We start from the raw sequence: 20,310 nt of genomic DNA on the forward strand, positions 1-20,310 counted from the left end.
GGCTCCTGCCGTTGACGCCGAGACATAAACTCGCACAAACCCGCACGGACGATCAACAGAGCGATGGGAGGAGAGGTTCTTGCTCCGAAATCTCGCAGGCGAGGCGGGCCGCTGGCGGGGGGCGCCCGTTTGCCGCCGCCGCCGCCGCGCACTCGCGCCCCTGGCGCGCGGCATCCTGCTCGGGCAGGCGGGCGGGCGGGCGCTGACAGCCGCCGCATGGCTCTCGCTCGTGGCGCTCGGCGCCTTGTTCGCCCAGAGCGCCGCCCTGGGCTGGCTCATACTGCCAAGCCTGTGCCTGTTCGTCGCACTTTGCGCGGTCGCGCTGTTCGACGCTCGTTACTTCGTCATTCCGGACGGACCGCTCCTTTGCCTCGGGCTTTGCGGACTCGCGACATCGCTCCTCCTGTCGCCACAGGAGACCGCCGCGCGGTTGGCCGCCGCCGCCGCGGGCTACGTCGCCATTCGGGGTGTCGCCCTTGCCTATGAGGCGCTCCGCGGCGCGCCGGGCGTCGGCGAAGGCGACGCGAGCCTCTTCGCCGTCGCGGGGCTTTGGCTCGGCTTCGAGGGTCTGCCGGGCTGCCTGATCTACGCGACGCTCTCCGCGCTTCTCGCCGCCGCCATCGCCCTGCGCGAGGGAACGCTCGAAAATGCGCGCGCGCCGTTGCCCTTCGGTCCGCATCTGGCGCTCGGCCTGTGGCTCGCCTGGGTCTTCGGCCCTCTCGAATTCGGCTGAGCGTTGCGCTCTCGCTATTGCTGGCGGATCGCCACCGTGGAAGCCGCCTCGATGACTCGACCAAACCGGCGTGCGCCGATCTTGATGGAAATCAGGGCCGGGAGCGCATAGGGGCTGTTCCATGCGGCGCTCCAGGCTGGCGCCTGATCCTGCCGCTGCGCGCCGAAATAGGAAATCTGCAATCCGGCGAGCCCCTCGAGAACGATTGTCTTGCGCATCGTCTCGCGCTTCGCTGCCAGCCCCTCTCGTGGCCGATAGACCTTCGTCCAGACGGCGAGCTCATCGCCGGCCGGCCCGCGGTCGACGCCGATTTCGGTCAGGATCAGGCCACCCCATTGCGCGCCGCCCTCGCTGAGCATCACGAAGCGGCAGCCATTGGCGGCGCCGCGGAAGATCGGCGGCGGCTCCGGCTGCATGGACCCGGTCTGATCGGGGAGAAAGACAAAGCTCTTCCCGACGAGCGCGGACACGGCCCGCGTCGCGGCCTCGATCTCGTCCAGCGCCTCGCTTGAGCGGGTCGTCTCCCAGCTCCGGCGGCCGAGGTGAAGGCCGCCCATGATCGAGGCCGTGATCAGTGAGAGAATGCTGATCGCCAGCAGCAGCTCGAGAAGCGTGAAACCGTCGCGTCGTCGCGTCATCGCGGCTGCCGCTGCTCGACGGGTCTGATCTTGAGGGACGACAGGGTCAGGGTCTCACCATAGCCCGAAGGCTTTCGGATCACGAGGCGCGCATGGAAGCTCGTCGCGATCGCCTGCCCGGAGGGATCGGCGGCGCTCGTCCCCGGCCTGACGGAGAGGGACCAGTAAAGCCCATCTGGATAGCGGCCGCTCGACTCGCCGAATGGGACCGGCGCGCCGACGCCGAGCGCGTCGAGCTGCGAAGCGCCCTGGCGCGCCGCACGCAGGAGGAAATCCGCGCGCGCCTCGTTGCGCACGCCGCCGCTCACGCCGTTGAGCAATTGGCCGAGCGCCATCGCCAGTATCGCGAAAGCGGCGAGCGCCTCGATCAGCGAGAAGCCCCGCCTCGATCTCAGAGGATGGCGCATTTGGCGTCGCCCGTCAGCCAGTTCACGGCGATGCGCGCGCGCGCGTCCGACGTTTGCAGGGTCATTACGGCGCCTGTCGAACCGCCGTCGGGAAAGAAGGCGATCATGCCGCTTCGCGGCGACGCCTGCTGTGTGTTTGCGACTTCGAGCGTAATCAGAGCGTCGGCGGGAAAGTTGCCGGGCGCGCCGACGGGCGACGTGTAGGTTTTACTGGAGAGATCCACGAAGACGGAGGCTTCGCTGTTGAGGGCGATGGCGCGCGCGCGGGCCGCGCGCAGCGTCGAGCAGAATTTCCGCGCCGCGGTCTCGAGCCGCAGGCGTCCGGAAGGCGGGCGCAGCAACTGCGACGCCATTCCCGCGACGAGCGCGATCACCGCCATGACCACGAGCGACTCGAGCAAGGTGAAACCCGCCCGCCGCCCCTGCCCTTTGCCGCCGCGCCGCATCATTTCGCCGCAAGATCGTTGATGCTGAGCACGGCGTCCATCACCGTCATGATCAGCCCGCCCACGACGGCCGCAATGGTAATCGTCAGGATGGGCGTAAGCAGGCCCATCGCCCGTTCGATCGAGCGTTGCGTCTGTCGCTCGAACATGGCGGCGACGCGCAGGAGCATGTCCCCTAATTGCGCCGTCTCCTCGCCGATCGTGATCATCTGGACCGCGACCGGCGGCAAATGCGGCACGCCCGCGAGCGCGCCGCTGAGGCTGGAGCCCCCGCGCACCGCCTCGATGACGTCGGCGAGTTCATTGTTGAAGAATTTGTTGGAGACAGCCACGCGCGCACTCTCCAAACCTTGCAGAAGCGGCACGCCCGCCTTCAGCATGGAGCCGAGCGTGCGGGCGAAGCGCGCTGCCGCGAATTGCGACAGCAGGCCGCCGATGACCGGAATTCGGAGGTAGAATCGAGCGATGGCGATCTGCAAATGGGGGCGCGTCTGCGCCATCTTGTAGAAGAACGCGATCGCCGCGGCGATGGCGCCGAGCGCGAGGGCAATGCCGCCAGAGTTGGCCTCGATATCGAGGATGAACTGGAGACCCGACGGCATGTCCTTGCCATTGTCGGCGAAGATGGGCGCGATGCTCGGCACGAGCGTCCCGAGCACCACGCCGGTCGAGATGATGGCGAGAGTGATGAGCAGCGCGGGATAGATGAGCGCGCTCTGTATGCGCGCCTTGAGCTCCAGGCGCCGCTCGAGCATTTCGGCAAGGTCGAGCAGCGCGGGACCGACCCTGCCGACCGCCTCGCCCTCGCGCACCACATTGATGTATTCGGGCGAGAAGACGTCCGGGCGGCGGGACATCGCGTCTGAGAGCGAGGCGCCGTCGACGATATGCGTCAAGATCTCCTGCGCGAGCTTTCGCAGCGCCTCGGTCGGGCTCTGCGCGGCGAGGATCCGCAGGCTTTGATCGAGCGGCACGTCAGCCTGTTCGAGCGTGGCGAATTCACGGGTAAAGGAGGCGATCTGCGCGGCATTGGGCGCGCTCTTGCCAAAGGAAAGCCTGACGATGGACGACGCCGGCTTCGCCTCCCGCGTCTCGAAGGGCGTGAGCCCGCGCCGAAACAGCGCATCCTCGGCCTCGTCTCCGCTCTTCGCCTCGATTTCGCCCTCGACGAGATCGCCGGAGCCGCTATAGGCGCGATATCTGAACATCGGCATGAGCGTCAGTCCATCCGCGTGACGCGCGCGACTTCCTCGATGGTCGTCTCGCCGCGCCACGCCTTGCCCATGCCGCACTGATACATGGTGACCATGCCGCTCGCGCGCGCCGCGGCCTCGAGCTCGGCGTCGGGCGCGCCTTCACAGACGAGGCGCTGCATCCGCTCGTTCATGACAAGAAGCTCCGCGATCGTCGAGCGCCCGGAATAACCGAGGTTGCGGCATTGCGGACAGCCTTTTGGGGACGAGAGGCGATCTCGCGCGGCTGCGAAGGATTCTCCAGCGAATTGCGCGCGAATCTGCATGCGCGTCTCGAGCGGCGTCGCGCAGGACTGACACAACCGCCGCACCAGACGCTGCGCCAGAATTCCCTTCACCGTCGAGGCGATCAGATAATTCTCGACGCCCATGTCGATGAGGCGGGTGATCGACGCGGCGGCGCTGTTCGTGTGAAGCGTCGAAAAGACGAGATGGCCCGTGAGCGAGGCCTGAATGGCGATGCGCGCCGTCTCTGCGTCGCGGATTTCGCCGATCATGACGACATCGGGATCCTGACGCAGGATCGCGCGCAAGGTGCTGGGAAAGTCGAGGCCGATCGATGGCTGCACCTGAACCTGATTGACGCCCGCAAGCTGATATTCGATCGGGTCCTCCACGGTGAAGACCTTCACGTCGGGCTTGGTCAGCTCCTTGAGCGCCGTATAGAGCGTCGTCGTCTTGCCGGAGCCGGTCGGACCCGTGACAAGCACGATTCCATTCGGATTGCGCATCACCTTGCGCAGTTGCGCCGTCGTCTCGGGCTCGAATCCGAGCCTGTCGAAATCGAGCGCGATCTGGCTGCGGTCGAGAATGCGCAGCACGATGCTCTCGCCATGGGCTGTCGGCAGCGTCGAAACGCGGAAATCAATGTCCACGCCGCGGATCGCGAGCTTGATGCGCCCGTCCTGCGGCAGGCGGCGCTCGGCGATGTCGAGCCTCGCCATGATCTTGATGCGCGAGGCAATTGCCGCCTTGAGGCCCGGCGGCAAAATCTCGGCCGAGCGCAATGCGCCATCGATCCTGTATCTGACCTGCACGGCGTCGAGCGAAGGCTCGATGTGAATGTCTGAAGCCCGCGCCTCGATGGCGTCGGCGATGATCTGATTGACGCGACGTACGACGGGCGCCTCATTCGCGATGTCGCGCAGACGCTGAAGGTCGAATTCGCTCGCGTCATTGGCGCGCAGGTCGTTATCGACGAAGGACACGCCGTCCTGACGCGCGCCATAGAGCGATGACCACGCCTTTTCGAACTGCGCCGGCGACGCGAGGCGCAGTTCGATTTGACGGCCGGTCGAATAGGCGAGCGCCCGGACGGGCTCGGGATCCAGCGGATCGACCACGGCGAGCAAGAGGCGTCCGTCATCGACCGAGAGCGGCAGGAGCCTGTTGGCGTGAATGAATTTCTCAGGGATTTCATCGCGCAGCGGCGGCTCTAGCGGCAGATCGCGCGCCTCCAGCTGCGGAATTTCGAGGAATCTGCCGAGGTGGACGCAAAGGTCCGCCTCGGAGACGAGGCCGAGCTTCGTCAGCACGTGATCGAAGCGTTCTCCGCTCTGCGACGCCGCGCGCCGCGAGCGTTGCAGCGCCAATTCGTCGATGGCCTTTTGGGCGAGCAGAAAGGCGCCGAAAGCCTCCGCGAAAACCGGGCTGTCGGCGTCCAGCATCACTTCCGCTCCCGCCATCTGGCTTCGCGCCTCCATCGGGAACCTTTCTTGTGAAAGAGACACAAGCTCGACCGTCGGCCGCGCTTGACCACGGAATGCCATATTTGAGAGTAGAATGCACTCGCAAGGCACAAGTCTCAACCAGCCGAGTTTCCGCCGAGCTTTAGTAAGATGTCGAGGACAGAAGCATCCGCCGCAGCGACTCGAGACGCGCGCGCCACGACGCTGCGCGGCCTTTCCCTGTGCGCCTTCCTGCTCGCCCTATCCCCCGCCGCCTTCGCGGCGACGCCGGGCAAGACCTATTTCTTCGCCACGCGCGACGCCTGCGTCACCTCGGGCGCCTTCGCCGCCCGCGAGTGCGCGGCGGCCTTCGCGAACGCGCGCGCGCAAATGCGCGAGAAGGCCCCGCGCTTTGCCGCCGCGACGGAGTGCCGGCTGCATTTCCATCTTTGCGAGCCGGTTCAGGGCGACGCGCCGGTCGAGGACGTCCTCTCCTACGCCCCCGCAGAGGCGACGGCCTATGCGCCCATGGCCCTCGGCGTCGAAATGATCGCCTCCACGAAAGGGGTCGAGGCGGCGCCGACGCTCGCCGTCGAGACCGCGAGCCGCATCTTCCCTTATTATCCGGTGTCCCAATCCTACGAGGAGAAAGAGGGCGTCTCTCTCCAGGCCAAAGCTGCGCAGGAACACGCCGCCATTCTTGCGCCCGACCGGTTCGTTCCCTTCTCCAAGCGCAAGCCCTTTACGGGGGAAGTGACATTCGCAGCCGCGGCCCTCGGCGCGATCGAGGGCGCGACCGCCAGTGACGCCGAAACGCGCGAGCAGCGCCGACTGCAGCTGAAAAGCGCGCCCTTCATCCGCTAGCCCAGGCGCGCCGGCGCGATTGCCGGGCCACGCGGGGAAAGCTAAGTTCGCGTCGCCTTTGGCGCTTTTTGGCGCCGCGTCTTTTCGCCGAGGTCTTTCTGGTGGCAAGCGAGTTCTGGACGAGAGAGATCCTCGAAGGTTCGGTCAGGACATCGGCGCTTCGTTTCCTCGCCTGGTACCGGCGCGAATTCTTCAGCCTGTTTCCACCCGAGACGGCCGCCTGGCTTACGGACCGAGGCGACCGGCAGCTGATTCTGAGAGCGGGGGATCCCGATCTCTGGTGTATCGACGCGCGCGGCGGGCGGCTTTGGCGCCTTTCGGGAGAGGAGCTTGCTTCTTCGACGCTCGAAGAGGCGCTGAGGACCCGCGGCCTCGCGCGCAACGCCGTGCGGATCGGTCTGGAGATAGAACCGGAAGCCTTTTTCGTACGGCGCTTCGACATCCCGAGCGCCGCCGCCGCCAGCCTGCCGAAGCTGCTCGTCGCAGACATCGAGCGCAAGACGCCGTTTCGGCTGGCCGACGTGCTTTACGGCCACACGGCCGCGAAACATCCCGGCAATCCCGACAAGCTGCGCGTCGCCTTGTGGATCCTGCGGCGCAATATTGCCGAAAGCGCCGTCGAGCGCGCCGGGCTCGCCTTCTCGGATATCGCCTTCGTCCGCCCCGCCGACCCGCGCGGCGGGGCGCAGACGCCGCTCATCACCCTCGCGGCCAAAAGCGAAACGTCGCATCTCTTCCGCAATCTCGCACTCGGCCTCTGTGCGGCGGCGGCGGGCTTCTTCATCATCGGCGTCGTCGCCACGCTCTGGCGTCAGAATGCGCTCGCCGAGGAGCTCGACGGGAAGATACAGGAAATGTCGGCGCGCGCCGCGCGCGTGCGCCAGGTCGTCGATCGCGCCTCCTCCGAGAGCCGCCTTCTCTCGGTCCTGCGGATCGCCCGCCGCAACGGGCCGCAATTCGCCGATCTGTGGGAGGAGACGGCCCGTATCCTGCCGGACAGCGCCTATGTCACCGATTTCCGGCTGAGCGAGCCCAAACCCAACGAACACGCGGTCGATATCGCGGGTTTTGCGAGTTCGGCAGTCGGCTTGCCCGCGCTCTTCAACAAATCGCCGCTCTTCAGCGACGCGGGGCTGACCGCGCCCATCACGCCTGACCCGAAGGAAAAGCGCGAAGGCTTTTCGCTGCAAGCGAAACTCGAACACAGGAAGCCGGAGGGCGGCAAATGAGCCGGCGCGAGAACTGGCCGCCGGCCCTTAAATCGTTCCGCCATTCGCCCGCCGGCCGCCGCGCCGCCTTCGCCGGCGTCAATCTGCTGGCGCTGCTGTTGTTTTATCTCGTAATCATCGAACCCGCGCGGCGCATGGTCGCGACGGGCGCCGAGGCCATCGCGGAGCGGCGGCAGACGCTCGCGCGCTACGCCTCCGTCGTCGCGCATGAGCAGCAGATCAACGCTTACGCGCAGCAGATATCGGACATCAACGCGCGCGGCGAGCTGTTCGACGGCGACAGCGACGGCGTCATCGACGCCAATCTGCAGGCGCGTCTGAAGACGCTCGCCGAGGCCTCACAGGTCACGGTACGATCAATTCAGACGCTCCCTCCGAAACCCTTTCAGGGCGTGACGCTCGTCGGCGCGCGCCTCGATATTCAGGGATCATACGAAAATATTCATGCGCTCGCGCGCGCCCTGGAAGGTGAGCCGCCCCTCCTCATCATCACAGCGGCGTCTGTGCGCGGCCAGGCGATGCTGTGGGGCGCGCCACAGCAGGCGGACGAACTCGAGGCGCAATTCGACGTCTTCGGCGGCGCCCCGAAAAAGGGCCGCCCATGATTACGGAAGAGGCGAAAATCCGCGTTTCGGAGTTGCTGCACAATGCGCGGTCCCGGCTTTCGGGCCTCAAGCACATGCAGCTTTCTCCGCTCTCCGGGATCGTGCTCGCCGCGCTTGCAACGATGACCTCAGCCACCGCGCTCTTCGCCCTTTACGCGATGCTTGGTCCCATGGGCTCCGACAGCGAGGCGAGCGCGCCCGACTGGATGCCGCCGACGCTCGCCGCGGTCGAACTCGACCCACCCAAGCCCGCGTCGGCGGATGTGGAGTCGCTGTCGCGGCCGATCTTCTCCAAGAACCGCAAACCCACGGCGAAGAGCGCCACGGCCCCCACAGACATGACGGCCGTCTCCGACGCGCCGAGCGGGCTGAGCGTCACCGCCATCATCCGGCACAAGACGACCGCCCAGGCGTTCCTGATCTCGACGGATACGCCCGCGGGCGCCTGGCGCCAGGTCGGAGACCTCGTCGATTCCTGGACCGTGACCTCGATCAACCCGAAAGAAGTCGTCTTGCAGAGCGGGGGCCAGTTCAGCAAATTGAAGTTGTACGCCGAGCCGCCCCCTGCGGAGCCGATGGACCCGCTCGCGGCGGGAAATGCGCCTGCGAAATAACGAGCGCCTAGCGGGACGCATCCTCCCGTTTGGCGCTCGAACGCGACGCGGGACCTTGATGCATGAGACTGTCGTTGACGGGCCCCTCCACGATCAAGGCGCCTTCGAGACCGCGCTCCGCGCGCGACATCGCATGATCGACGAGAGCGTATCGCCCCCCGTGTCTCGCCTTGAACTCCAATATGGCGGCGCCTCCCGGCGGCACGGAAACCGTTTGCGCGTCCTTTCGGGGCAGGTCGGAAAATGACGTTCTCACACGCTCGAAGATTTCCCCGACAATGTGAAAGGACGACGGGAAATTCGGACCGCCCACGCCAAAAAAGATGCGGACGGTTTCTCCCAGCCGCGCGCGCAGCGCATATTCCTTCGCCAGTGCGCCGACAGCGCCGTTGAAGACGAAATATTCCGGCCGCTCGGAAACGAGCTTCTCGTAACTCATTTCCTGTTCGCCGGCCGCGCCGAATGGTTTCGTCGTGTAAAGCTCGCCCTGCATCACGTAGAACTCGCGGTCGACCTCGGGGAGGCCTCCCTCCGGCTCGACGAGCAAGAGGCCATACATGCCATTTGCAATGTGGTTCGCTATGCTCGGCGTCGCGCAATGATAGACGAAGAGGCCCGGCGTCGTCGCCTTGAAGCTGACGACGGTTTCCTCTCCGGGATTGGTCTGCGTGAATTGCGCGCCGCCGCCCGGTCCAATGGCGCCGTGCATGTCGATGGAATGCGCCAGCACGCTCGACTGATCGTTGTGCAAGTGGACTTCCACCATGTCGCCAAGGCGCGCCCTCAGGAAAGGACCGGGGATTTTCCCCCCGAAAGTCCAGAACTGATAGCTCGTATTGTCGTCGAGGCGTCCTTTCAGTTCGATCGTCTTGAGATCGAAACGGACGGTCTTCGGCCCGCGATGGACCGGCGGCGGCACATCGGAAGGATCGCGGGTTATGTCGGCGCCGATTGGAGGCGGCGAGATCCTCTTGCCCGGCTCCACCCTGACCTTTCCGAGCATTCCCGACTCGCGATGTCCGGGAATTGCGCAAAAATAGGCGAAAGACCCCGTCTTGTCGGCAAGGAACGAAACCGTCGCGCTCGCGCCCTTTCCGACCACCCGGTTGGACCGCACGCCATAGAAGTCGATGACGATGTCGTGCTCGGCGCCCTCCCCGTTGATCAGATTGATCTGAGCCATCTCGCCTTCGCGCAAGACGAGATCGGGGTTGACCTTGCCATCGATATCGCCGCCGACGCCGAGAAACACCATGCGCCCGTCGGCGATCCCTGAACGGAGCGTAAAGACCATCAGGCCCTGATGGGCGGTGACAGCGCCGACGCTGGTCGGCGCCAGATGCGCCGCCAGCAACAGCGCAGCCAGAAAAACGACGAAACGCGACGTTCCTTCCGGCCGCATGCCGGCCTCTCGTTGTCGGCGCATGAGCGACATGCGCAAGAAAAATTAACTGAGCGCCAGAGTTTCGTAAGAGACGAGACGGGCGACGCGCACGATCAGTCGCCACATAAAGCTCGCCTCGCTGACGAAAAGCCCGGCTGGATCAGAAACCGAACAGGCTGAAAAGGCTTTTCGATTTACGCTCCAGCTTCCGGATTTCGTCCTGCATCTGCCGCGTCTCGGCCCGCATCTCGAGGAAGCGGTCGTCGGGAATGCTGAAATCCATGGCCGCAAATCCGAGCTGGCGCCGCGCGTCTTCAAAGCGCACTTTCGCGTGTTGCAAGAGAGAATTCTGCTTCCCAGCCATACTTCCAGCTCCGGTTCCGAGGCCACCGCGTGAGCGGCGTCCCTGAACTTACCCAATGATCTCGATGCACTGCAACAACGGACTTCGCGCGGCTGCGCCTCAATGGCTCTCCAGCCAGCCTCTAGCCGCGTCGCGCAGGGCCTTGCGCGAGTCGTCGTAGAGATAAGGCATATGGCCGCCTCTCAGCACGAGGAGCCGAACGCGCGAGGCGTCGCCGTAATCCGGCAACTGATCGAGCATGAGCTTGGTGGCGAAGTAAGGCGTCGTCAGATCGTAAAGCCCGTGCACGACAAAGGTCTTCAGCCGGGGATCGAGGGCCAGCGCCTCGCGCAGGCCGGACATGACCTCTGCATTGGCGCGCCCCTCCTCTCCGTAACGCCACTGATGGGAAATTTCGCCGCTCAGAACGGAATAGCGCGCCTCGCCGATCGGCCAGCCGAGCTTTTCGATGATCAGACGCGTCATGGCCGCGCCGAGAGGCGCGCGCCAGGATTGCAGTAAAGGATCGGCCCAATCGCCGTCCGGCGAGAAGGGATCGGGGTCCCAGCCTGAGATTTCCCCGTCATAAACGCTGAGCACGCGCCCGGCGTCGCGTGCGCGTTCGCGCGCGAAGGTTCGCGCATCGATGCGGGCGCCAAGACGCGAGACAAGCGCCCGGTCGAGACCGGTAAACTGCGCCACGGCGGCGCTCATGCGCGCGAGCGCCTGAGCGTCCTTGGCGCCTTTCAGCAGATCGATCGCATATTCGCCGGCCGCATAGGCCTCGGCGTCGGCGACGTCGGCGCGGCCTTTCGCATTGCGCGCGACCGCCGCCAAAGACGGCAGCAGCGCCGCCCGCAACAGCGGATTGCCTCCCGAAAGCAGCCAGCTGAAATCGAGCGCCGGCGAAATGAGAAAGAGGCCCTCGACGCCGATGTTTTCGTGCTCCCGCAAGGCGCCCGCGAGTTTCACGCAGCGAAAGCCGCCATAGCTTTCGCCGACCAGGAACTTCGGCGAGGCGAGGCGGTCGTGGGCGGTGAGCCACTTCCGGACGACGACGGCGAGCGCGTCGGCGTCGCCCTGCGCCGAATAGAAGCGCTTCTTCACCTCCTCGCTGTCTGAAAGTATCCTGCTGAAGCCCGTGCCCGGCGGATCGACGAAGACGAGATCGGCGAAGGGTATCCAGCTGTCCGCATTATCCAGGAGCGTCGGCGGCGCAGAGGGAGACACAGCGTCGGGCGAGAACCGCAGCCGCCAGGGCGACAAGGCGCCGAGCGCGAGCCATGCCGACGCTGCGCCGGGGCCGCCGTTGAAGACGAACATGATGGGCCGCGTCTGCGGATCGGAGCCCGAGCGTTCATAGGAAACATAAGCAATGTCGGCCTGCGGCGCGTCACTTTGCGCGTCGCGCAATCGCACGGCGCCGGCCCGCGCGGTGAAGGCGATCTTTTCGCCCTGTATCATCACGACGTGGTTGGTGGTCGTCTCCGCCGGAAGCGCGCGCGCATGGGCTTGCTCTTCGGCGCCTTTCTTGTTCGGGGGCGCCTCTTCGGCGGCGCCTGAAGGAAAAATCGCGAGAAACGACAGGACGCCCGCGGCAATGGCCGTTTTCAAAGAGATCATGGACTCATCCATAAATTGAGGCGAGCCGGCCTGGCTGCGCGCTTGATATAGGGCGCCGGAGCCGGGTGGCTTCTGTCGAGAAACCAAGCGCACAGTCGAATGCAAACATGTTAACGGCCCGCCCCTCTTTTGGAGGGAGCGGGCCGTTTGCGGTCGTCGCCGGATCGCGAATGAACGCTTTCCTCGGACCGCACAAACAGAACTTGCGTGGAAGCCCGGCGTTCCTGCCCGCATGACATTTTTTTGAAATCGGCGCGCGGCGGGGCGCGTGATCCATGCCGTTCCCAATTCTGGACGATCCGCGCCCCCGCCCCATGTTCACTCCAAGCCGGAGGAACAGCGAAATGCATTTCGGGGAAACCCAATATCTGCCCGTCGCGCCTCCCTTCTTCATGCTGCTCGTCGGCATCGTCGTCGTTCTCGCGGTTCTGATCCAGTTGCGCATTCTGCAATATGTCTATGTGCAGCTCGGCGTCAGTCCCGGCGCGGCGGTTTATCTGCTGCTGGCGTCGCTTCTCGGCAGCTATGTGAACATTCCGCTCGCCGTGCTCGGCAGCGAGACCTTCGTCGAGCATGACCAGATCATCTATTATTTCGGCGTTCCTTATGTCGCGCCGAGTTTCTCGCCCGCGCCGGAAGTGCTCCTCGCCGTCAACGTCGGCGGCGCGGTCATACCGACGGTTCTATCCATCTATCTGCTGTCGAAAAACCACCTCTGGGGCCGCGGCCTGATCGCCGCCGCCTGCGTCACGGCCGTTTGCTACGCCTATGCGCAGCCGGTGCGCGGGATCGGCATCGCTCTGCCGATCTTCGTCGGGCCGCTGGCGGCGACCCTCGTCGCCCTGCTCGTCTCCTGGCGCCACGCGGCGCCCCTCGCTTATGCGGGCGGCAGCCTCGGCGTGCTGATCGGCGCGGACCTTCTGAATCTCGACAAGCTCACGCGCCTCGGCGCGCCGGTTCTCTCGATCGGCGGCGCGGGAACCTTCGACGGCATCTTCATGACGGGCGTCTTGTCCGTCCTGCTCGCCAGCCTGATCGGAGCCCTGATGCGCCGGGGCCAGGAAAGCCTCAGCGCAGGCTGAGCCGCCACGGCGGCGCTTGCGCGCTCTTGCGCCCGGTGGCAGGAAGGCGCAAGCCCCATCGAGCTTTTTTCGCCATGCGCCTTCGGATCACGCTCCTCGCCCTCCTCGCTGTGGCGCTCGTTCCCCCTACGGCCTCGGCGGCGCGCGATCGCGCGTCGGTCGGGACGAAACCTGAGAACGCCAGGAAAAGCGGCCGCTCCTTTCTGGAGAAGCCCATCGAGCCCGCGCCAGAGCGTGAGGAAAAGCCGCGCGCAGGCTGGGGCGGCTTCTACGGCGGCCTGAACGGCGGCAGTTCGTCCGGCGACCGCTGAAGCTAGAAGCCGCGCGCGGCGTTCTGACGGCGCAAAAGCAGCGACACGTCCACGCCGACCGGCTGATCGGAGCCCAGGAACGACGCGCCGTACAAAATGGCGTTGGCGTTCGTGGAGACGCCCGAGCCCGCGCCGGGATTGGCGAGATCATACATCGCGGCGAAGCGCGCGATGAACGCGTCCAGCTTCTTGGCGTCCTTGAAATCGTCGATCTTGACTTTCGCGCCAAGCAGCCACGCTTGCGTGTCGATGGGCTGGCGCGAGGAGGCGGCGGGAAGGCCGGGCGCCGTCTGCACGACCTCGAGCAGCTTCTTGTCGGCAAGCACGCTATAGATGCTTGTCAGCTGAGGCGCATGGTCGCGGAAATAGAGCGCGAGCTCCACGCCGGGATTCTGCCGGCCCTGTTCGGCCTGCATCGCCTGCTCGATATAGCGCCCCGTCACGGTCTTGATGAAATCGCCGGAGCCGACATCGGCCTTGGCGCCGGCGTAATCGAAGGCCTCCGCAAAAGCGAGAATATTCGGGTTGTTGAGCGTGCGCGCGAGGTCCTTCTTGCTGTCGACGCCCTGCTCCAGCACCTTGCGCATCATGCCGATGGCGTCCGTCCTGTCGCCGAGCCCGAAGGCTTTCATCGCATAGTTGAATAGCCGCCGGTTCTTGAGCAGCGCCTCGATGGAGGTCGCCTTGCCAATGTTCGCCTTGAAATATTTGGTCTCCAGCGCAACCGTCGGCGTCTTCGCGGCGATGGCGCGCCATCGGTCGAGATTCTTGCTGACCGAAAGATAAGCGCCGGCGGTGGTCATCGGAACATCCCTTCGCGACGGGCGCAGGATGCGCTCGGACGTCACCCGAGCATGGCGCGCAAAACTTGCCGCGCGCTTGCCGATCAGACGCGTCCGCGCGTCGACATTAAAAAGCTATTTCTTGCAGACCGTCGCGGGCTGCACGGCAAGCTCCTTCATCTCGCCTTTCAGGACGAAATCTCCATAATCGAGCGACAGGGCGCGGGAAATCCCGTTCTCATAAGCATCGAAGGAGAGGACGTAGATCGGCTGGCCGTCGCGCTTGCCGGTCTCGAAATAAGAGACCGCGACGCGCCAGCGTTTCATGCCCGCGAGCGGCGCGGCGGCTTTTTCCGGCGCCTGCGCCTCGATGAGCTTGCCGATGACGGTGAGCGTGTCGAAGGTCTTGTCGCCGCGGCCGGTGCCGTCGTAAACGCGCGCCTCCAGCAATTGCTCGCCGGCGCGGGCGGCGTCGATGATGTGGACCAGATGTTCGCTCGGGAAGAAGGCCGGGCCGTCGAGCGACAGATGTTCGCGCTTCGGCTTGACGAGATCGACGGAAATCTTCTCGCCCTTCTCCTTGCGGGCCTTGCCGTCGGTCGCCTCGCTGAGCCGGTTGTCGACCTTGGTCTCCACCCTGAAACGAAGATCGCTCGCGTCCACCGCCTCGAAGGTCGCGGACATCATGTCCGAAAGCTTGGTCGCTCCCTCGGCTGGCTGCAACTCGGTCAATTGCCGGAAGTTCTGGACATAGCCATCGCAGGAGGCGGTGAATTCGAAGACGATGCGGCCGCGCGCCTGCGCCGGCGCCTTTGAGCCCGTCGCCTTGTCGAGCGTCAACTCATAAACCGCCCGATGGCTCGCGAGTGGCAGCGCGCCTTCGGCCGAGGCGGCGGCGGTCGTCAGTCCGGCGGCGAAAATGGCGGCGAGAAGCGCGTGCGAGCGATTCATGAGAAGATTTCACCATGGTGCAGCAGCGTCGCCATTGCGTCGCAAGTCGGCTGAAATTAGGGTCAGGCTGGCGCCGGAGCAAACCTTTTCTCGGGGAAAATAGTCATGACCAGTTCCGCCAACGAGACCCCTGACGCGCGCCTCGCCGCCCTCGGGCTGACCCTGCCGGCTGCCGCCGCGCCAGTGGCGAATTACGTTCCCTACGCGCGCGCGGGCGGGCTGCTGTTCGTCTCTGGCCAGTTGCCGATGGGCGCGAATGGGATCGATCCCGCCCACAAGGGCAAGCTCGGCGGCGCGGTGTCGCTTGAGGATGGCCAGGCAGCGGCGCGGCAGGCGGCGCTCAATGTGCTCGCGCAGGCCCGCGTCGCCGTCGGCGATCTCGCGTCGCTCAGGGCGGTGCGGATCGGCGGCTATGTCAACGCCCTGCCCGACTTCGGCCAGGTGCCGCAAGTGGTGAACGGCGCCTCCGATCTCTTCGCCGCCGTGCTGGGCGAGAATGGAAAACATGCGCGCTTCGCCGTGGGCGTCGCGCAATTGCCGCTCGACGCCGCCGTCGAGGTGGAAGCCGTCTTCGAGATTCTGTGATGACGGCCCCGGCGCTCGATTGGCTGATCGCCCGGCCGATCGCCCATCGGGGGCTGCACAAGGCGTCCGCCGGCGTCATCGAGAATTCTCTGGGAGCCGCCGGCGCCGCCATCGCCAAGGGCTACGCCATCGAATGCGACGTGCAGGCGACGCGGGACGGCGACCTCGTCGTGTTTCACGACGACACGCTGGAGCGCCTCACAGACGCCAGCGGGCGCGTCGACACCCGCGACGCGCAGGCGCTCTCCCGCCTGCGGCTGAAGGGGTCGTCCGAAACCATCCCCACCTTCGCCGCCTTTCTCGCTGCGATTGCCGGAGGCGCGCCGCTCGTCGTCGAGCTGAAAAGTCATTTCGACGGCGATCTCCGCGCAGCCAGACGCGCCGCCGAGCTTCTCTCGGCCTATCGAGGCCGGGTCGTCGTGGAGAGCTTCGATCCGGCGCCCATCGCCTTTCTGCGCGCGAACGCGGAGGCGCTCGGCGTCGCCCATGTCCCGCTCGGCATGGTCGGCGAAGCCCGCTATGATGAGAAGGACTGGCCGATGCTCTCTCCCGCGCAGCGCGCGGAGATGACACATTTCCTGCACTATCCGCGCACGCGCCCGGACTTCCTGTCATGGAGCGTGGCCGATCTGCCCCACGCCATCCCGGTCCTCGCGCGGCAGGCGCTCAGGATACCCGTGACGACATGGACGGTGCGCTCGCTTGCGCAGGCCGAAATGGCGGCGCAATGGGCGGATCAGATCGTCTTCGAGAAATTCACGCCGGGTTGAAGGCGGGGCCTGGCCCTGCGAGCGAGGCGCTTCACTTCGCTCGCAGGGAAGCTCGTCAGGCTGCGACCATCGCCGGCGCGGCGAGACCGCGGACGTTTTTCAGCTCGACGCGAATATTGTTGTCGCTCGCGGCCTTCATGAAGTCTTCGAGCGTCTCCATGATGTCGTGGTCGATGAAATTCGCGCGCGTGCCGTCGATGACGACATAGCTGTCGTCTTCGATGTCGGCGAGAAGGTTGCGCAGCGGCGCCCGGTTGAGGAAAGACACGTCCTTCTGGAGCCGGAGCAGATAGTTCTTGCCGTCGCGCGTGAGCGTGAAAGCCGAATGGTAATTGCCGTAGAGCACGAAGAACAGGCCCACCGCCATGCCGATCGCCATGCCCTTGAGGAGATCGGTCAAGAGTATCGCCGCGATGGTGACGGCGAAAGGCGCGAACTGGGCGAAGCCCTTCTCGAATTGCTCTATGACGAGCTTCGGCTTCGCCAGCTTGTAGCCGGTGAGCAGCAGCACGGCAGCGAGACAGGCGAGCGGGATCATGTTCAGCACGGTCGTGAGGAACATGACGCTTAGCAGCAGCAATACGCCATGAACGATGCAGGCGACCTTGGTATGCGCGCCGGCGTCGATATTGGCGGAGCTGCGGACGATCACCGCCGTGATCGGCAGGCCGCCGATCATGCCGCTGATGAAATTGCCTACGCCCTGCGCCTTGAGTTCCTGATCTGTCGGCGCCGTGCGCTTGAGCGGATCGAGCTTGTCCACGGCCTCGAGGCTGAGCAATGTTTCGAGACTGCCGACGAGGGCGAGCGTCGCAGCCGTGACATAGACATGGTAGTCCGTGAGCATTTTGAAATCCGGGAAACGGATTTCACCTGCGAACTGTGCAAGTCCGAAGATCTGCGGCAGCGTGACGAGATGCTGGGGCGCGATGGCGAGGACAGGCAAGACTGTCTGCGCCAGAAGATTGAAGACGACGCCGAAGACGACAGCGACGAGGGGACCCGGAACCAGAGAGAGAATCCGGTGGTCCCTGATTTTGGACGTCTCCCAGAACAAAAGAATGGCGAGCGACGCCAGCGCCACGATCGTGGCGCCGGCCGAGATCGAATTCAGCGACGACCAGACAAAGGAGAATGTCGCATTGGCGTCGTCCTCGAGAAACGACAGATCGCTCTCGCTGTCCGCATCGTAACCGACGGCGTGCGGAAGCTGCTTCATGATGAGGATGAGGCCGATCGCGGCGAGCATGCCCTTGATGACGGCCGAGGGGAAATAGGCGCCGATGACGCCGGCGCGCGCATATCCCATGCCGATCTGGATGAGGCCGGCGAGCGCGACGGCGAGCAACATGCCGCCGAGACCGAATTTGTCCACCGCCCCCGCCACAATGACGGTAAGGCCGGCTGCGGGGCCGGACACGCTGAGCTGGGATCCGCTGAAGACGGAGATCACCAGCCCGCCGACGATGCCCGCGATGACGCCGGAAAAGGGCGGCGCGCCAGAAGCCACGGCGATGCCGAGGCAGAGCGGAAGCGCCACCAGAAATACGACCACGCCAGCGGGGATGTCGTGATCAAGATAGCGCATGTAATAGTCGAGATGCTTGCGCAACACGGCTTGACGTCTCCTGTTCGCTGAGCTTTAGGACTTACTCGTCCCACTCGTAGATACGGTCGATCTTGCTTTCCGGCCCCAGCGTGATGAGCTGCTTCAAAAGCCCATCATCGAGGGCGTAGACCCAACCATGCAGCGCCGGCCGTTGTTCGCTTTTCCAGGCGTTCTGCACGATGGACGTATAGGACAGAGAATTGACCTGTTCGATGACATTGAGCTCGACGAGCCGGTTCGCCTTGTCGTCGAAGGAATTGATCGCGTCGAGTTCTTCGCGGTGAAGGCGATAGACATCCTTCACGTGCAGCAGCCATTTGTTGAGCAGCGTGAATTCCGACCGCTGATGCGACAGCGCCGCCTTGACGCCGCCACAGTTGTAATGGCCGCAGACGATGATGTGCTTCACCTTCAGAACCTGGACAGCGTATTGCACGACGCTGAGACAGTTGAAATCCGTCGCGATGACCTGATTGGCGATATTGCGATGCGCGAAGATCAGCCCCGGCTCCGCATTGACGATGATGTCCGCGGGCACGCGGCTGTCGGCGCAGCCGATCCACAGGAACTCCGGCTGCTGGCCATGGGCGAGACGCTCGAAGTAATCGGGCTCCCGTTGTTTCTTCTCTTCGGCCCAGGCCTTGTTTTCGAGCAGCAGTTTTTCGTGTGACCGCATTCGACGCCCGTCATTGTCGTCCCGTATCTGGCGCGAGGACGAATTCGCCTTTTTGCCTGCGACCCTCGCAGACCAGAAGCTCAGTCTAGTCACGCGTGACTGCCAGCACAAGGCGCACAAGATGCAAGTAATAGTGCCACAGCAATTTTCTTTTCTGACGCCAGCAGCATTACTATTTCGTGACGGGCGATCATCGGATCAGACAATCTCACCGCAGAGGTCGCGCCATACCTGCGGCAAGGTCGCGATAATGTCGTCGGCGATAAGGCCGGGCCCGAAAATTTCCGCGGCGCGCGCATGCATCCAAACTGCGCAGGAGGCTGCGAGAAATCCGTCCATGCGTTGCGCGAGAAGTCCCGCGACGACGCCGGTCAACACGTCTCCCGAGCCCGCAGTCGCGAGCCAGGGGCTCGCCCAGCTCTGGATCGAGGCGCGGCCGTCCGGCGCCGCGACGACCGTGTCCGGGCCTTTGTAAAGCACGACGGCGCCGCTCACCCGCGCCGCGTCGCGCGCCTTGTCCAGCTTTGAGCGGTTGGCGCGATCATTGTCGCATTCGGCGAAGAGCCGTACGAATTCGCCCGCGTGCGGCGTCATCACGACTGGCCCCGGCGCGGCGCGGGTCGCCCGCCACAGCCGGAAGGGGTCGCTCTCGAAACTCGTCAGCGCATCGGCGTCGAGCACGGCGGCCCGGCGGTAGGCCTGCGGCGTCAGCGCCGCCTCGACCTGCTCGCAGCTCGCCTCGCTCACCCCGAGGCCCGGACCGAGCGCCACGGCGTTCTTGCGCTCGTCGGCGAGCACGGCGGCGAGGCCCCTGGCGCCGTCCGCGGGCCGCACCATCACCGAAGTGAGCGCGCTGGCGTTGACGAGCAGCGCGTCGCTCGGACTTGCAAGCGTGACGAGGCCGGCGCCCGAGCGCAGCGCCGCCGCCGCCGAGAGCCGCGCCGCGCCGGTGAAGGACGCGCCGCCGGAAACGACCAGCGCATGGCCGCGCGTATATTTGTGGCCGTCCACCTTGGGCCTCGGCAGCGCGGACAGCCACAGCGCCGGGGCGTTGACGAAGGTCTTCACCTCCATCGATTCGAGCGTGCTCGACCGGATGCCGATATGGGCGCAGGTCAGCCGGCCGCAGCGGGAGCGCCCCGGCAGCAGCAGATGGCCGGTCTTGACGCGAAAGAAGGTGACCGTCTCGTCGGCCTCGACCGCCGCGCCACGAATCGCGCCCGTTGTGCCATCGACGCCGCTGGGAATATCGACGCTGATGACGTTCTGCTTCGTTTCGCGCCGCCATTGATTGAGGCGATTCACCAGAGCCTGCGCGGCCGGATCGAGATCGCGCGCCAGGCCGGTTCCAAACAGCGCGTCGATGACGAGATCGACGCCGTGAAAATCGCATTCCTGCGCCGGAAGCAGCGTGCCCGTCCATCCCGCCGCCGCCCGCGCCGCATCGCCGCGAAGCTGATCGGGCGGCACGAGCGACGCGACGCGCACCTTGTAGCGTTGCGCGCGCAGCAGCCGCGCCGCGACATAGCCGTCGCCGCCATTGTTTCCCGGCCCGCACAGCACCAGCACGCGGCGCCCGCTGGTGCGCTGGAGAATGCGGCTCGCGACGCGCGCAATCGCGACGGCGGCGTTCTCCATCAGATCCATGCTCGGCACGCCGCTGTCGATCGTGAGGCGATCGGCGCGGGCCATTTGCTGGGTCGTCAGAAGTTCGAGTGGGAAGGGACTGAGCGGCATG

At 65.3% G+C, this 20,310-nt stretch carries 22 protein-coding genes; 9 read left to right on the forward strand and 13 right to left on the reverse strand.

Features of this window, described 5'->3' with window-relative positions; all coding sequences use genetic code 11:
- Positions 1 to 79: 79 nt before the first annotated feature.
- Positions 80 to 733 carry a prepilin peptidase gene (locus WOC76_RS13850; RefSeq protein WP_341106093.1) on the forward strand — a complete coding sequence of 218 codons (654 nt, stop codon included), beginning with the start codon at positions 80 to 82 and terminating at the stop codon, positions 731 to 733.
- Positions 734 to 747: 14 nt separating this feature from the next.
- Here the strand turns inward: WOC76_RS13850 and WOC76_RS13855 are convergent, their stop codons facing one another.
- The 5 genes from WOC76_RS13855 to WOC76_RS13875 are packed head-to-tail and all read right to left on the reverse strand — an operon-like array spanning position 748 to position 5,162.
- Positions 748 to 1,371 carry a prepilin-type N-terminal cleavage/methylation domain-containing protein gene (locus tag WOC76_RS13855; RefSeq protein ID WP_341106092.1) on the reverse strand — a complete coding sequence of 208 codons (624 nt, stop codon included), beginning with the start codon at positions 1,369 to 1,371 and terminating at the stop codon, positions 748 to 750.
- Positions 1,368 to 1,778 (reverse strand): type II secretion system protein, encoded by a 411-nt coding sequence (locus tag WOC76_RS13860; protein WP_341106090.1) that lies wholly within the window; start codon positions 1,776 to 1,778, stop codon positions 1,368 to 1,370. Before WOC76_RS13860 ends, WOC76_RS13855 begins: the two co-directional genes overlap by 4 nt.
- Positions 1,763 to 2,227 carry a GspH/FimT family pseudopilin gene (locus WOC76_RS13865; RefSeq protein ID WP_341106089.1) on the reverse strand — a complete coding sequence of 155 codons (465 nt, stop codon included), beginning with the start codon at positions 2,225 to 2,227 and terminating at the stop codon, positions 1,763 to 1,765. The genes WOC76_RS13860 and WOC76_RS13865 overlap by 16 nt, the downstream gene beginning before the upstream one ends.
- Positions 2,224 to 3,438: a type II secretion system F family protein gene (locus WOC76_RS13870; RefSeq protein WP_341106088.1), complete on the reverse strand. Its 1,215-nt coding sequence runs from the start codon at positions 3,436 to 3,438 to the stop codon at positions 2,224 to 2,226. Before WOC76_RS13870 ends, WOC76_RS13865 begins: the two co-directional genes overlap by 4 nt.
- Before the next feature lie 5 nt (positions 3,439 to 3,443).
- The gene (locus WOC76_RS13875) at positions 3,444 to 5,162 is read right to left on the reverse strand and encodes a GspE/PulE family protein (RefSeq protein WP_341388717.1); all 1,719 of its coding nucleotides are present in this window, start codon (positions 5,160 to 5,162) and stop codon (positions 3,444 to 3,446) included.
- A 153-nt stretch (positions 5,163 to 5,315) separates the two neighbouring features.
- Here WOC76_RS13875 and WOC76_RS13880 point away from each other — a divergent pair, with 153 nt between their 5' ends.
- From WOC76_RS13880 to WOC76_RS13895, 4 genes are all read left to right on the forward strand, one after another.
- Positions 5,316 to 6,008, forward strand: a complete 693-nt coding sequence (locus WOC76_RS13880) for a DUF1190 domain-containing protein (RefSeq protein WP_341106085.1) — start codon at positions 5,316 to 5,318, stop codon at positions 6,006 to 6,008.
- A 68-nt stretch (positions 6,009 to 6,076) separates the two neighbouring features.
- Positions 6,077 to 7,237: a PilN domain-containing protein gene (locus WOC76_RS13885; RefSeq protein WP_341106084.1), complete on the forward strand. Its 1,161-nt coding sequence runs from the start codon at positions 6,077 to 6,079 to the stop codon at positions 7,235 to 7,237.
- A complete protein-coding gene (gene gspM, locus WOC76_RS13890; protein ID WP_341106083.1) occupies positions 7,234 to 7,842 on the forward strand; it encodes a type II secretion system protein GspM in 609 nt (202 codons plus the stop codon). Before WOC76_RS13885 ends, gspM begins: the two co-directional genes overlap by 4 nt.
- Entirely contained in the window at positions 7,839 to 8,456 is a 618-nt protein-coding gene (locus WOC76_RS13895; RefSeq protein WP_341431458.1) for a hypothetical protein, read from the forward strand. Before gspM ends, WOC76_RS13895 begins: the two co-directional genes overlap by 4 nt.
- A 7-nt stretch (positions 8,457 to 8,463) precedes the next feature.
- Here the strand turns inward: WOC76_RS13895 and nirK are convergent, their stop codons facing one another.
- From nirK to WOC76_RS13910, 3 genes are all read right to left on the reverse strand, one after another.
- Positions 8,464 to 9,858 carry a copper-containing nitrite reductase gene (nirK, locus tag WOC76_RS13900; protein ID WP_341106081.1) on the reverse strand — a complete coding sequence of 465 codons (1,395 nt, stop codon included), beginning with the start codon at positions 9,856 to 9,858 and terminating at the stop codon, positions 8,464 to 8,466.
- Between the two features lie 142 nt (positions 9,859 to 10,000).
- The gene (locus WOC76_RS13905) at positions 10,001 to 10,204 is read right to left on the reverse strand and encodes a hypothetical protein (protein ID WP_341106079.1); all 204 of its coding nucleotides are present in this window, start codon (positions 10,202 to 10,204) and stop codon (positions 10,001 to 10,003) included.
- A gap of 99 nt (positions 10,205 to 10,303) precedes the next feature.
- The gene (locus WOC76_RS13910; protein WP_341106078.1) at positions 10,304 to 11,806 is read right to left on the reverse strand and encodes a S10 family peptidase; all 1,503 of its coding nucleotides are present in this window, start codon (positions 11,804 to 11,806) and stop codon (positions 10,304 to 10,306) included.
- Positions 11,807 to 12,150: 344 nt separating this feature from the next.
- On the opposite strand from WOC76_RS13910, the gene WOC76_RS13915 reads away from it, so the two are divergent.
- Together WOC76_RS13915 and WOC76_RS13920 are read left to right on the forward strand one after the other, a co-directional pair.
- Positions 12,151 to 12,888, forward strand: a complete 738-nt coding sequence (locus WOC76_RS13915; protein WP_341106077.1) for a DUF1614 domain-containing protein — start codon at positions 12,151 to 12,153, stop codon at positions 12,886 to 12,888.
- Positions 12,889 to 12,962: 74 nt separating this feature from the next.
- Positions 12,963 to 13,199, forward strand: coding sequence for a hypothetical protein (locus WOC76_RS13920; RefSeq protein ID WP_341106075.1), 237 nt, complete (start codon positions 12,963 to 12,965; stop codon positions 13,197 to 13,199).
- A gap of 2 nt (positions 13,200 to 13,201) precedes the next feature.
- Here the strand turns inward: WOC76_RS13920 and WOC76_RS13925 are convergent, their stop codons facing one another.
- Entirely contained in the window at positions 13,202 to 14,002 is an 801-nt protein-coding gene (locus WOC76_RS13925) for a DUF1217 domain-containing protein (protein WP_341106074.1), read from the reverse strand.
- Between the two features lie 114 nt (positions 14,003 to 14,116).
- The gene (locus WOC76_RS13930) at positions 14,117 to 14,932 is read right to left on the reverse strand and encodes a cell envelope integrity EipB family protein (protein WP_341106073.1); all 816 of its coding nucleotides are present in this window, start codon (positions 14,930 to 14,932) and stop codon (positions 14,117 to 14,119) included.
- A gap of 105 nt (positions 14,933 to 15,037) precedes the next feature.
- On the opposite strand from WOC76_RS13930, the gene WOC76_RS13935 reads away from it, so the two are divergent.
- Both WOC76_RS13935 and WOC76_RS13940 read left to right on the forward strand, forming a co-directional pair.
- Positions 15,038 to 15,517 carry a RidA family protein gene (locus WOC76_RS13935; protein WP_341106072.1) on the forward strand — a complete coding sequence of 160 codons (480 nt, stop codon included), beginning with the start codon at positions 15,038 to 15,040 and terminating at the stop codon, positions 15,515 to 15,517.
- On the forward strand, positions 15,517 to 16,287 hold the full coding sequence (locus tag WOC76_RS13940; RefSeq protein ID WP_341388724.1) for a glycerophosphodiester phosphodiesterase family protein: 771 nt from the start codon (positions 15,517 to 15,519) through the stop codon (positions 16,285 to 16,287). Before WOC76_RS13935 ends, WOC76_RS13940 begins: the two co-directional genes overlap by 1 nt.
- Before the next feature lie 55 nt (positions 16,288 to 16,342).
- Here the strand turns inward: WOC76_RS13940 and WOC76_RS13945 are convergent, their stop codons facing one another.
- The 3 genes from WOC76_RS13945 to WOC76_RS13955 form a co-directional block, all read right to left on the reverse strand.
- Positions 16,343 to 17,902, reverse strand: a complete 1,560-nt coding sequence (locus tag WOC76_RS13945) for a SulP family inorganic anion transporter (RefSeq protein ID WP_341106071.1) — start codon at positions 17,900 to 17,902, stop codon at positions 16,343 to 16,345.
- Positions 17,903 to 17,936: 34 nt separating this feature from the next.
- Positions 17,937 to 18,572: a carbonic anhydrase gene (locus WOC76_RS13950; RefSeq protein ID WP_341106070.1), complete on the reverse strand. Its 636-nt coding sequence runs from the start codon at positions 18,570 to 18,572 to the stop codon at positions 17,937 to 17,939.
- A 198-nt stretch (positions 18,573 to 18,770) separates the two neighbouring features.
- Positions 18,771 to 20,309: an NAD(P)H-hydrate dehydratase gene (locus WOC76_RS13955; protein ID WP_341106069.1), complete on the reverse strand. Its 1,539-nt coding sequence runs from the start codon at positions 20,307 to 20,309 to the stop codon at positions 18,771 to 18,773.
- Position 20,310 lies beyond the last annotated feature (1 nt).

Source organism: Methylocystis sp. IM3, from assembly GCF_038070105.1.
In the GTDB taxonomy this organism is placed as follows: Bacteria; Pseudomonadota; Alphaproteobacteria; order Rhizobiales; family Beijerinckiaceae; genus Methylocystis.